General features: G+C 71.9%; 12 protein-coding genes. 11 read left to right on the forward strand and 1 reads right to left on the reverse strand.

Going from position 1 to position 12,320, the window contains the following annotated elements:
• Window positions 1-189: 189 nt before the first annotated feature.
• From dop to prcA, 4 genes are all read left to right on the forward strand, one after another.
• Window positions 190-1,701: a depupylase/deamidase Dop gene (dop, locus tag ACI2LW_RS20465; RefSeq protein ID WP_404732623.1), complete on the forward strand. Its 1,512-nt coding sequence runs from the start codon at window positions 190-192 to the stop codon at window positions 1,699-1,701.
• Window positions 1,702-1,890: 189 nt separating this feature from the next.
• Window positions 1,891-2,109, forward strand: coding sequence for a ubiquitin-like protein Pup (locus tag ACI2LW_RS20470; RefSeq protein WP_404732624.1), 219 nt, complete (start codon window positions 1,891-1,893; stop codon window positions 2,107-2,109).
• 311 nt (window positions 2,110-2,420) lie between these two features.
• On the forward strand, window positions 2,421-3,266 hold the full coding sequence (gene prcB / locus ACI2LW_RS20475) for a proteasome subunit beta (protein ID WP_404732718.1): 846 nt from the start codon (window positions 2,421-2,423) through the stop codon (window positions 3,264-3,266).
• 60 nt (window positions 3,267-3,326) lie between these two features.
• Window positions 3,327-4,079, forward strand: a complete 753-nt coding sequence (gene prcA / locus ACI2LW_RS20480) for a proteasome subunit alpha (protein ID WP_404732625.1) — start codon at window positions 3,327-3,329, stop codon at window positions 4,077-4,079.
• Window positions 4,080-4,222: 143 nt separating this feature from the next.
• On the opposite strand, the gene ACI2LW_RS20485 is transcribed toward prcA, so the two are convergent.
• Window positions 4,223-5,239 carry a LacI family DNA-binding transcriptional regulator gene (locus ACI2LW_RS20485; RefSeq protein ID WP_404732626.1) on the reverse strand — a complete coding sequence of 339 codons (1,017 nt, stop codon included), beginning with the start codon at window positions 5,237-5,239 and terminating at the stop codon, window positions 4,223-4,225.
• Between the two features lie 163 nt (window positions 5,240-5,402).
• On the opposite strand from ACI2LW_RS20485, the gene ACI2LW_RS20490 reads away from it, so the two are divergent.
• The 7 genes from ACI2LW_RS20490 to ACI2LW_RS20520 all read left to right on the forward strand — a co-directional run bounded on the left by ACI2LW_RS20490 (window position 5,403) and on the right by ACI2LW_RS20520 (window position 12,282).
• Window positions 5,403-6,671 carry an MFS transporter gene (locus ACI2LW_RS20490; protein WP_404732627.1) on the forward strand — a complete coding sequence of 423 codons (1,269 nt, stop codon included), beginning with the start codon at window positions 5,403-5,405 and terminating at the stop codon, window positions 6,669-6,671.
• A 9-nt stretch (window positions 6,672-6,680) separates the two neighbouring features.
• The gene (gene pafA, locus ACI2LW_RS20495) at window positions 6,681-8,042 is read left to right on the forward strand and encodes a Pup--protein ligase (RefSeq protein WP_381079727.1); all 1,362 of its coding nucleotides are present in this window, start codon (window positions 6,681-6,683) and stop codon (window positions 8,040-8,042) included.
• Window positions 8,043-8,253: 211 nt separating this feature from the next.
• Window positions 8,254-9,273, forward strand: a complete 1,020-nt coding sequence (locus tag ACI2LW_RS20500; RefSeq protein WP_404732628.1) for an FKBP-type peptidyl-prolyl cis-trans isomerase — start codon at window positions 8,254-8,256, stop codon at window positions 9,271-9,273.
• Window positions 9,274-9,365: 92 nt separating this feature from the next.
• Window positions 9,366-9,737, forward strand: a complete 372-nt coding sequence (locus tag ACI2LW_RS20505; protein WP_404732629.1) for an FKBP-type peptidyl-prolyl cis-trans isomerase — start codon at window positions 9,366-9,368, stop codon at window positions 9,735-9,737.
• Between the two features lie 140 nt (window positions 9,738-9,877).
• Complete coding sequence (locus tag ACI2LW_RS20510) at window positions 9,878-10,852, forward strand: helix-turn-helix transcriptional regulator (RefSeq protein ID WP_404732630.1); 975 nt, start codon at window positions 9,878-9,880, stop codon at window positions 10,850-10,852.
• Between the two features lie 18 nt (window positions 10,853-10,870).
• Window positions 10,871-11,992: a helix-turn-helix transcriptional regulator gene (locus ACI2LW_RS20515; protein ID WP_404732631.1), complete on the forward strand. Its 1,122-nt coding sequence runs from the start codon at window positions 10,871-10,873 to the stop codon at window positions 11,990-11,992.
• A 29-nt stretch (window positions 11,993-12,021) separates the two neighbouring features.
• Complete coding sequence (locus ACI2LW_RS20520; RefSeq protein ID WP_391598913.1) at window positions 12,022-12,282, forward strand: hypothetical protein; 261 nt, start codon at window positions 12,022-12,024, stop codon at window positions 12,280-12,282.
• Window positions 12,283-12,320: the final 38 nt, after the last annotated feature.

The raw sequence follows: 12,320 nt of genomic DNA on the forward strand, positions 1-12,320 counted from the left end.
CTGTTTCTCCGGGCCACGGCTGGAGCAGGCAATGACGCAAATGATCTCCCCACCAGCGCAAAGGCGTTCTAGGCTCTTTCGTACCGCCGGGTCGCGCAGTGCGGGGACGGGCACCGCACAGGCACCCGGGCATCAGCGGTACTTGAGCGCCGCCCACGACCGAGGGCGCCGCCGGGCAAGGAGGGCCGCATGACCGTACGGCGAGTAATGGGCATCGAGACGGAGTACGGGATCTCCGTCCCCGGCCACCCCAATGCCAATGCCATGCTCACCTCGTCCCAGATCGTCAACGCCTACGCGGCGGCGATGCACCGGGCCCGCCGGGCCCGGTGGGACTTCGAGGAGGAGAACCCGCTGCGGGACGCGCGAGGCTTTGACCTCGCGCGGGAGGCCGCCGACGCCAGCCAGCTCACCGACGAGGACATCGGCCTGGCCAACGTCATCCTGACCAACGGCGCACGGCTCTACGTCGACCACGCCCACCCCGAGTACAGCGCGCCGGAGGTCACCAATCCGCGCGACGCCGTGCTGTGGGACAAGGCCGGTGAGCGGATCATGGCCGAGGCCGCCGAACGGGCCGCCCAGCTGCCCGGGGCCCAGCCGATCCACCTGTACAAGAACAACACCGACAACAAGGGCGCCAGCTACGGCACGCACGAGAACTACCTGATGAAGCGGGAGACCGCCTTCTCCGACATCGTGCGCCACCTGACGCCCTTCTTCGTCTCCCGCCAGGTCTTCGCCGGCGCCGGCCGCGTCGGCATCGGCCAGGACGGCCACGAGCACGGTTTCCAGCTCAGCCAGCGCGCCGACTACTTCGAGGTGGAGGTCGGCCTCGAGACGACGCTGAAGCGCCCCATCATCAACACCCGCGACGAGCCGCACGCCGACGCCGAGAAGTACCGCCGGCTGCACGTGATCATCGGCGACGCCAACCTGTCGGAGATCTCCACCTACCTCAAGCTGGGCACGACCGCCCTGGTCCTCTCCATGATCGAGGACGGCTTCATCGCGGTCGACCTGGCCGTGGACCAGCCCGTGCGCACCCTGCACCAGGTCTCGCACGATCCCGGCCTCAAGCGCCTGATCACCCTGCGCAGCGGCCGGACCCTCACCGCGGTCCAGCTCCAGATGGAGTACTTCGAGCTGTCGCGCAAGTACGTGGAGGAGCGGTTCGGCGCGGACGCCGACGAGCAGACCAAGGACGTCCTGGCCCGCTGGGAGGACACCCTCAACCGTCTGGAGAACGACCCCATGAGCCTGGCCGGCGAGCTGGACTGGGTCGCCAAGCGGGAGCTCATGGAGGGCTACCGGCGCCGCGACGGCCTGGACTGGGACGCCGCCCGCCTGCACCTGGTCGACCTGCAGTACGCCGACGTCCGCCCCGAGAAGGGCCTGTACAACCGTCTGGTGGCCCGCGGACGCGTCAAGCGCCTCCTGGACGAGTCCGAGGTGGACCGGGCCCGCAGGAAGCCGCCGGAGGACACCCGGGCCTACTTCCGGGGCCGCTGCCTGGAGCAGTACGCCGACGACGTGGCCGCGGCCTCCTGGGACTCGGTCATCTTCGACCTGCCGGGCCGCGACTCCCTCCAGCGCGTCCCAACCCTGGAACCGCTTCGCGGAACGCGTAATCACGTCAAGGAGCTGCTGGACCGCTGCCGCACGGCCGAGGACCTGGTCAGGGTCCTGTCCGGCGGCTGAACGGGTACCCGGGCCGGGCGGCCGGCGCGGGGTGGAAACCCCGGCGTCCGGGAATCATCGAGATGGCCCCCGTACGTTGGAGAAACTGCGGGGCCGATGTCGGACCCGGCTTGTAGGGTCTGATCATCACCGATCGGCAGGAATGCCGACCTGCCGACCATGTCGGGCGAACTGAGCGGGGTGAGGGATATGGCAACGAAGGACACCGGCGGCGGCCAGCAGAAGGCCACGCGCTCCACCGAGGAGGTCGAGGAGCAGGCGCAGGACGCCCAGGCGAGCGACGACCTCAAGGAACGGCACGAGAAGCTGAGCGACGACGTCGACGACGTCCTCGACGAGATCGACGACGTGCTCGAGGCCAACGCCGAGGACTTCGTGCGGTCCTTCGTCCAGAAGGGCGGCCAGTAGGCCCCTTCCTCCTTCCCTGCGGAGGAGGGCGGGCGGAGCGGCGGCGGACGAGCAGGTCGGCGAGGTGCTGCGTGCGGTGCGGTGGGACCGCGCCGCACGCAGTCCTCGCTTCCCGGCATGCCGCCCCGGCCGGGGGCCGCAGAGGGCTCGCGGCGGGCCCGGCGAAGGCTTCCGCCGTTCGTGTGGATCACCGCCACAAGACGGGTAGGGTCCGTGGCGTACTGTGCTTCAACTGCAATTCCGGCCTCGGCCTGTTGCGGGACGGTCCCGGACGCCGCGCACCGAGCTGCCGACTACCTGGAAGGAAACGCGTGGAAGCCAACACTCGTAGCACCGGGCGTCTACCAGCTGCCTTCCTGACGCCTGGGTCCTCCTCGTTCATGGACTTCCTCTCCGAGCACCAGCCGGAGCTGCTGCCCGGCAACCGGCAGCTGCCGCCCACGCAGGGCGTCCTGGAGGCGCCGCACGGCACGACCATCGTGGCCGTGACGTTCCCGGGGGGCGTCGTGCTGGCCGGTGACCGGCGGGCCACGATGGGCAACGTCATCGCGCAGCGCGACATCGAGAAGGTGTTCCCCGCCGACGAGTACTCCGCGGTCGGCATCGCCGGCACCGCCGGCCTGGCCGTGGAGATGGTGAAGCTGTTCCAGCTCGAGCTGGAGCACTTCGAGAAGGTCGAGGGGACGCAGCTGTCGCTGGAGGGCAAGGCGAACCGGCTGTCGACCATGATCCGCTCCAACCTGGGCATGGCCATGCAGGGCCTGGCCGTGGTGCCGCTCTTCGCCGGCTACGACGTGGACCGCGACAAGGGGCGCATCTTCTCCTACGACGTCACCGGCGGCCGTTCCGAGGAGCACGGCTACGCGGCGACCGGCTCCGGCTCGATCTTCGCGCGCGGTGCCATGAAGAAGCTCTACCGCGAGGACCTGAACGAGGAAGAGGCGACCACGCTGGTGGTCCAGGCGCTGTACGACGCGGCAGACGACGACTCGGCGACCGGCGGTCCCGACGTCGCCCGCCGGATCTATCCGATCGTCACCGTGATCACCGACGGGGGTTTCCGCCGGCTCACCGAGGACGAGTCCTCCGAGATCGCCCGCTCGGTGCTCCAGCGGCGTCTGGAGCAGCCCGACGGCCCGCGCGCCGCGCTGCTGTAGCGGCGGCCGGGACGTGTGAAGGTGATCGAAGTGACTGCCACAGAAAGGGACGGATAACCGGTGTCGACGCCGTTCTACGTGTCACCCCAGCAGGCCATGGCCGACCGGGCGGAGTACGCCCGCAAGGGCATCGCCCGCGGTCGCAGCCTGGTCGTGCTGCAGTACGCCGACGGAATCGTGTTCGTCGGTGAGAATCCGTCCCGCGCGCTGCACAAGTTCAGCGAGATCTACGACCGGATCGGCTTCGCCGCCGCCGGCAAGTACAACGAGTACGAGAACCTGCGCATCGGCGGCGTCCGCTACGCCGACCTGCGCGGTTACACCTACGACCGGGACGACGTCACCGCCCGCGGGCTGGCCAACGTCTACGCCCAGACGCTGGGCACGATCTTCTCCAGCGCGGCGGAGAAGCCCTACGAGGTGGAGCTGGTGGTCGCCGAGGTGGGGGAGACCCCGGAGGGCGACCAGATCTACCGGCTGCCGCACGACGGGTCGATCGTCGACGAGCACGGCTCGGTGGCGGTCGGCGGCAACGCCGAGCAGATCAGCGGCTACCTGGACCAGCGGCACCGGGACGGCATGACGCTGGCCGAGGTGCTGAAGCTGGCGGTGCAGGCCCTGTCCCGGGACACCAACGGCAGCGAGCGGGAGATCCCCGCCGAGCGCCTGGAGGTGGCGGTGCTGGACCGGACGCGTCCGCAGAAGCGCAAGTTCCGCCGCATCGTCGGCCGGCAGCTCGCCCGGCTGCTGGAGGCCGACGGCACGGCCGCGCAGGCGGAGGGCTCCGGCGAGAACGCCTCCGAGGAGGAGTAGCCGGCCCGGCCCGCCCTTCCCGGTCGTCCCGCTCAGGTGCCCCGCCCGGTGATCCGGCCGGGGCACCGGGCGTTGCGGGGCGCCAGTCACTTCCGGCGGGGCGCAGCGCGGCTCGGCGGGCGGCGGGCGGCGCCCGGCGGTGCTCAGCGGGCGGCGGGCGGGGCCGTGGACCCCCGGACGACCAGCTCCACCGGGATGTCCCCGCCCTCCGGGACGCCGCCCTCCAGGACCGCCAGCAGGGCCCGCATCCCCCGCTCGCCGAACAGCTCGGCGTCCAGCCGCACCGTGGTCAGCTCGGGGTCGATGGCCGTGGCGAGGGCGAGGTCGTCCAGCCCGGTGACGGACATGTCGTCGGGCACGCGCAGACCCAGGCGCCGCAGGGCCTTGTAGGCGCCCGCGGCCAGTTTGTCGTCGTCGCAGACCAGGGCGGTCGGCCGGGGCCCCGGGGCGCCGAGCGCGGCCTCGGTGGCGGCCACGGCGTCCTCGATGGAGATGGGGGCGCGGGCGGTGCGCAGGGTGGTCCCGGGCACCGCGCCCACACGGGCGGCGAGCTCCCGGGCCCGTACCTCGAAGGTCCAGGAGGGCACGTCCGCGGCGAGGTGCAGGAAACGCCGGTGGCCGAGGTCCAGCAGATGCGCGGCGACCTGGCGCACGCCGTCGGCGATGTCCAGGTTCACCGTGGCGGCGCCCAGGCTGCCCTCGGGGTCGCTGTCCAGCATCACCAGGGGCAGCTGGTCGCCGCGGATGGCGGTGAGCGCGTCGGCGGCCATGGAGGAGGCGATCACGCCGTCCAGGGCGGCCTGCGCGGAGGCGAAGGGGTTCCGGGCCGGGCCGACGCCCTCGGGGGAGGGGTAGAGGACCACGCCGAACCCGTGCTCGGCGGCGACCCGGGCCGCACCCGTGTAGACGCCCGCGAAGAACTCCGTGGTGAGCGCCGGGACGACGAGGAGCACCGTGCGGGTGCTGCCCAGGCGAAGATTGCGGGCGGCCAGGTTGGGCCGGTAGCCGAGATCGAGGGCGGCCCGCCGGACCCGTTCGGCGGTGGCCTCCGAGACCCGGCCGCGCCACTTGCCGCCCAGCACCAGCGAGACGGCGGCCTGGGACACCCCGGCGGCCCGGGCGACGTCACGGCTGGTGGGACGCGTGCTAGCTGGTGCCACCGCGCGGCTGCTCCTGTTCGTGGGGTCGTGCGCCTCGCGGCTCACGGACGTCGTCTGGACTGGCGAACAGCGCACATGGTACGTATGGCCGAGCGCGTTATACGTAAAACTTCACCGGAGGACCCGCACCCCGGCGGGCCGGTGGCGACGAAGGGCGGGAGCGATGACCGCGGGATTCGCGGGATACCTGGAGATCCTCCGGGCGCGGCACGCCGCCCGGCTGCTGACCGGCACCCTGGTGGGGCGGCTGCCGAACGCGACCGCCGCCATCGCGATCGTGCTGTTCGTGCGCGCCGAGGGCGGCACGTACAGCCTCGCCGGGGCGCTGGCCGCGGTGTACGGCGTGGCCAACGCGGCCGGCCAGCCCGTGCTGGGCCGGCTCGTCGACCTGTACGGGCAGCCCCGCGTCCAGCTGCCCGCCGCCCTCGCCGCGGCGCTGGCGATGACCGTGTTCGCCGTGGCCGGCACCGAGCCGCGCGCGCTCGCGTACCCGGCCGTGGCGGCCGCCGGCCTGTTCACCCCGCCCCTGGAGGGCGGTCTGCGCGCCCTGTGGCCCGCGGTGCTGCGCCGGCCGGAGCAGGTGCACACCGCGTACGCCATGGACGCGGTGGCGCAGGAAGTCATGTTCACCGCCGGACCCTTGCTGGTGACCCTGTGCGTGTCGCTGTGGTCGGCGCGGACCGCGCTGGTGGTGCTCAACCTCATCGGGGTCCTGGGCGCCCTGTCCGTGGTCCTCTCGCCGCCCTCGCGGGCCTGGCGCTCGGCGCCCCGGGAGGCGCACTGGCTGGGCGCGCTGCGCTCGCCCGGCCTGCTGGCCCTGCTCGGGGCCTTCCTGTTCGTCGGCATCGCGCTGGGGTCCATCACGGTCGCCGCCGTGCCCTACGCGGACGCCCACGGGGGCGACGCGGTGTACGGATGGCTGATGGCGGCGCTGGGGCTGGGCGCGCTGGCGGGCGGCAGCGTCTACGGCGCGCGCCGGTTCACAGGTGTGCCCGAGCGGCGACTGCGTGTGCTGGTGGCCCTTCTGGCGGTGTGTTACCTGCCGCTCACGCTGATGCCCGGCGCGGTGGCCATGGTGGGGCTGACGATGCTGTCGGGGGTGTTCCTGGCGCCCTGCATCGCCTGCGCGTTCGTCATCGTGGACCGGCACGCGCCGGCCGGGACGGTCACCGAGGCGTTCTCCTGGCTCGTGACCACCTTCACCGTGGGCGCGTCCGCCGGAACGGGGGTGGCGGGACCGGTGGTCCAGGCGGGTGGCGCGCTGTGGGGCTTCGCCGTGCCGGGTGCGGCCGGGGCCGTGTCGTTGCTGGTCCTGATGGCCACCGGACGGGTCCTCGCAGCTCCCGCCGGGGGCGCGGTCGTTGCGGCTTCACCGGAAAATGATCCAAATCGTGCTGCCGAACCCCGTTTCAGCTCGGGGGATCGGGCGTAATGTTCCCTCATGGACCGCCGCATTTTCGGGCTGGAGAACGAGTACGGCGTCACGTGCACGTTCAGGGGACAGCGCCGCCTGTCGCCTGACGAGGTGGCGCGGTACCTCTTCCGCCGTGTCGTGTCATGGGGCCGCAGCAGCAATGTCTTTCTGCGAAACGGCGCCCGGCTCTATCTCGACGTGGGGTCACATCCGGAATATGCGACACCCGAATGTGACAATGTGATCGAACTGGTCACCCACGACAAGGCCGGCGAGCGCATTCTCGAAGGACTCCTGGTAGACGCGGAACGACGCCTGCACGAGGAGGGAATCGCGGGCGACGTCTACCTCTTCAAGAACAACACGGACTCGGCGGGCAACTCCTACGGCTGCCACGAGAACTACCTGGTGGCACGGCACGGGGAGTTCTCCCGGCTCGCGGACATCCTCATTCCCTTCCTGGTCACCCGGCAGCTGCTGTGCGGCGCCGGTAAGGTCCTGCAGACCCCGCGCGGGGCCGTGTACTGCGTGAGCCAGCGGGCCGAGCACATCTGGGAGGGCGTCTCCTCGGCGACGACGCGTTCCCGGCCCATCATCAACACGCGCGACGAGCCGCACGCGGACGCCGAGCGCTACCGCCGGCTGCACGTCATCGTGGGCGACTCGAACATGTCCGAGACCACGATGCTGCTGAAGGTCGGCGCCACCGACCTGGTGCTGCGCATGATCGAGGCCGGCACGGTGATGCGGGACCTCACCCTGGAGAACCCGATCCGGGCGATCCGCGAGGTCAGCCACGACATCACGGGCCGCCGCAAGGTGCGCCTGGCCAGCGGCCGGGAGGCCTCGGCGCTGGAGGTGCAGCGGGAGTACTACGAGAAGGCCGTGGACTTCTGCGAGCGCCGCGGCATCCGCACCGGCACGGTCGAGCAGGTCCTGGAGCTGTGGGGCCGCACGCTGGACGCCATCGAGACCGAGGACCTGGACCGGATCGGCACCGAGATCGACTGGGTGATGAAGTACAAGCTCATCGAGCGGTACCGGGCCAAGCACAACATGACCATGTCGCATCCGCGGGTCGCCCAGATAGACCTCGCGTACCACGACATCCACCGCCGTCGTGGCCTGTACTACCTGCTGGAGAAGAAGGGCCAAGCCGCCCGTATCTGCAACGACTTGAAGATCTTCGAGGGCAAGTCGGTCCCGCCGCAGACCACTCGGGCGCGGCTGCGCGGCGATTTCATCCGGCGGGCGCAGGAACAGCGCCGGGACTTCACCGTCGACTGGGTGCACCTCAAGCTCAACGACCAGGCGCAGCGGACCGTGTTGTGCAAGGACCCGTTCCGTTCGGTGGACGACCGGGTGGAGAAGCTCATCGCCGGAATGTGAGACACCGGCCGGCACAGTCGCCGGAACGAGAGCCGGGCGCCGTACGTTTTCCGCGTACGGCGCCCGAATGGTGCCGAGGCGCCGTTCCGGGGGTCGTCCGGCCGTGGCCGAAATCGGGAACCGAGCGGGCCGAAACCCGTCCGGGCGCCCGCGCATCAGTAAGGTAGCGCGCACGCCATCAGCAAGATCGACCGATTACGAGGCCCCCACCGTGCGCCGACGCTCACTTCTGCTTTCCGTCCCCGCGGGACTGATCACGCTATCCGCCTGCGACAACGGCAAGGCCGACTCCGGCAAGCCCAGCGACAGCGCCACGCCGTCCCCCTCCGCCCCGGCCACGTCCGCCGCGCCGCCGCCGAAGATCGTCTCCGGGCCGCTGCCGGCGATCACCGCGGGCACGAAGTTCGGCGAGAAGCCGACGGTGGCCAAGGGCAGCGGTGAGCCGTCGAAGGACCTCGCGGTCAAGACGGTGATCGCGGGCCGTGGCGCCGCCGTCGCGGAGAACGACTTCATCCAGGCGCACTACCTGGGCCAGATCTGGAGCACGGCGAAGGTCTTCGACAACTCCTACGACCGCAAGTCGCCGCTGCTCATCCAGCTGGCGCAGGGCGGCATCATCGACGGCTGGCGCTACGGTCTCGCGGGCAAGAAGACGGGCAGCCGGGTGCAGATGGCCGTGCCGCCGACCTGGGGCTACGGCCCCCAGGGCAACGCCCAGGCCGGCATCAGCGGGACCGACACCCTGGTCTTCGTCATCGACCTGATCGACCGCTTCAACACGCGGAGCTCCGCCAAGGGCAAGCCCGTCCCGCAGACGGACAAGAGCCTGCCCACCGTGGGCACCAACACCGACGGCAAGGCCCCCGAGGTGAAGATCCCGGCGAAGACGGCCCCGCCGAAGAAGCTGGTGTCCGCCTACGTCCTGGAGGGCGACGGACCCGTGGTGAAGGCCGGCCAGACCGTGCTGTGCCAGTTCGCCGGGGTGGTCTGGGAGAGCGGCAAGACGTTCGAGTCGACGTACCAGCAGGGCCGGCTCAGCCAGTTCGCGCTGCCGCAGATGGAACAGATCGTCAAGGGGCTCGCCCAGGGCGTGACCGGCAAGAAGGTCGGCAGCCGGGTGCTGATCGTGGTTCCCCCGGACCTGGCCTACGGCGACAACCCGCCGCCCGGCGGCGAGATCAAGAAGGGCTCCACCCTGGTGTTCTCGCTGGACATCCTGGCCGTGATGTGACCCGCGCGGGGGCGGGTTCGGGCGCGCGGGCGGGCGGCGGGAATGCGAGACTGTGCGCGTTGCCTTGTCGTAGATGAGCAGGAGCGAAAGACGTGAGCATCGAGAAGCCCGAGATCGACTTCCCGGGCGGCGAGCCCCCGGCCGACCTCGAGATCAAGGACATCTGGGAGGGCGACGGGCCGGAGGCCAAGGCGGGCGACACCGTCTCCGTGCACTACGTGGGCGTGGCCTTCTCCAGCGGCGAGGAGTTCGACGCGTCCTGGAACCGCGGCACGCCGCTGCGCTTCCAGCTCGGCGTCGGCCAGGTCATCGCCGGCTGGGACCGGGGCGTGCAGGGCATGAAGGTCGGCGGCCGCCGCCAGCTGATCATCCCGCCGCATCTCGCCTACGGCGACCGCGGCGCCGGCGGCCGGATCAAGCCCGGAGAGACGCTGATCTTCGTCTGCGACCTGGTCGCGGTCTGATCGTGGCGTGCCGGATCCCGTACGGGATCCGATCACCTGGGGCCCATGCCTGTCCGGGCATGGGCCCTCGGCTTTTGCCCGCGCACCACGGGGCGGTACGGTCAACGCTCGTAAGCACATAGGGAAGGTGAAGGGCGTCGATGGCCATTGCCAAGGCCGAGCGGCTGATGAACCTGGCGCTGTGTCTGCTCGGGACCCGCCGGCCGCTCAGCAAGCGCGAGCTGCGCGACTCCATCGAGGCGTACGTGGAGGCCTCCGGACCGGGCCGGGCGGCGGGCAGCGACGACTCCTTCAACCGCATGTTCGAGCGCGACAAGGACGACCTGCGCGAGCTGGGCCTGGTCATCGAGACCGTGGAGGGCCTGGACGGCGAGGTCGGCTATCTCGCCCGCCGGGACAGCAACCGCCTGCCGCCCATCACCCTCGACGCCGAGGAGGCCGCCGCGCTGGGCCTGGCCGCCAAGGTGTGGCAGCAGGCCCGCCTGGCCGGGGCCGCCAGCGGCGCCCTGCAGAAACTGCGCGCGGCCGGACTGCCGGAGGACGTCGACCCCTACGAGGCGCACGGCGCCCTGGAGCCGCGCATCCCGGTGCACGAGGCCGCCTTCGAGCCGCTGATGCTCGCCTGCCGCGACCGCCGGCCGGTGGTCTTCGACTACCGCAAGGCCAGCGCCGTCCGCCCGGAGACCCGGCACGTCGAGCCCTGGGCGCTGGAGTGCTGGCGCGGCCACTGGTACCTCGCCGGCTACGACCGCGACCGGGGCGCCGAGCGGGTCTTCCGGCTCTCCCGGATCACCGGCAGGGTGCGCAGCCGCGGCACCGGCTTCACCGCTCCCGTCCCCGACGTCGTCACCGTGCGCGAGACCGTCGCGAGCTGGGCGGGCGAGATCGCCGACCGCTCCGCGCGGATCCGCCTGCGCACGGGCGCGGGCTACCCGCTGCGGGCCAGGGCCACCGCGGTGCGGGAACTGGGCGACGGCTGGGACGAGCTGGAGATTCCGTACGGGCACGGACTGGATGCCTGGCTGGTGGAGTTCGGACCGGACGTGGTGGTCCTGGAACCCGCCGAGCTGCGTGCCGACGTGATGGACCGGCTGCGTGCCGTGGCCAAGGGCTGAGGGGGAGCGAGCAGGACTGTGGCAGGCAAACCGGTCAGGCCCGTGAACGCCATCGACCAGACCCGGCGCATGCTCTCCCTGGTGACGTACCTCAGGGAGCGCCCCGGGGCCCGGGTCGCGGACGTCGCGCGCGCCTTCGGCATCACCGAGGACGAGCTGGTCTCCGACCTCGACGTGCTGCCCATGTGCGGCACCAGCTTCCGCGGCGGCGATCTGCTGGACATCGACACCGACGGCGAGCGGATCTGGTGGCACAACCCCGCGGCGCTCGGCGCGGAGGCGGCCGAGCCGCTGCGGCTGGCCGCCGACGAGGCGACCGCGCTGCTGGTGGCCGCCCGCGCCGTCGCCACCCTGCCGGGCCTGCGGGAGAGCGACCGGCAGGCGCTGCTGCGCGCGACCGCCAAGGTGGAGACCGCGGCCGGCGAGGCAGCCGGCGCCAGCTCCCGGCTGTCGGTGACCTTCGAGTCCGAGGGCGGTGTCTTCGCCGACGTGGACCGGGCGATCTCCGAACGCCGCCGGCTGTGGATCCGCTACTACTCGCCCGCGCGGGACGAGGTCACCGAGCGTGAGATCGACCCGATCCGCCTGGTCAGCGTCGGTCACACGTACGTGGAGGCCTGGTGCCGGCGCTCCGAGGCACGGCGCACCTTCCGGCTCGACCGGGTCGCCGAGATCAAGATCCTCGACGAGCCGTCCGCGCCGCCGGAGATGGAGCTGCGCGATCTGTCCGAGGCGCTGGTGCAGCCCGCGGCCGAGGACCCGGAGGTGGTCGTGGAGGTCGGGCCCGGCGGCCGGTGGGTCGCCGAGTACTACCCGCACGACAGCGCCGATGAGCTTCCCGACGGCGGGCTCCGTATCACTCTGCGCACCCCCGATCCGGCATCGCTCAGGCGTCTGGCGCTGCGGCTGGGCCCGGACGGCCGGATCGTGGCGCCGGCCGAGCTGGCCGAGGCCGCCCGGCGGGCGGCCGTCGAAGCCCTGGCCGCGTACGACGGCGTCGAGGAGGAGGCCGGCCGCGGCAGGGCCCCGGCACCCGGCGCCGGAGCCCCGGGCGGCGATGGCGACCGGGCGGGACACGGGGTGCGCGGTGGACCGGCCGGTCCGGTCGGCAACGACGACAGGCGGGAGCGAGCGCTGTGAACGAGTCGGCGGCAGCAGGGGAGCGTGGCATGTCGGTCGCAAGGGCCTTCGCGGGGATGCGGAACGTGGCTCCCGCGGTGTTCCGCGCGTGCTGCCCCGACTGCCGGGCCCGTTTCGAGCTGGCCGCCGGCGCGCTGCGGCTGGTGGTCGGCGCCTCCAGCCGTACCACCTTCTACTCGTTCACCTGCCCCGCGTGCGGTGTCTCGGCCCGCAAGCCGGCCGGGGAGCGCATCGTCGAGCTGCTCACCAGCGGCGGGGTCAGGACCCTGCGCCTGCACTGCGCCGTCTGAGCCCGCCCGGCCGCCCGGGCCCGGCCGCCCTGCGCGCC

Origin of the sequence: Streptomyces sp. NPDC004065 (assembly GCF_044903565.1) — a bacterium.
Lineage (GTDB): Bacteria > Actinomycetota > Actinomycetes > Streptomycetales > Streptomycetaceae > Streptomyces.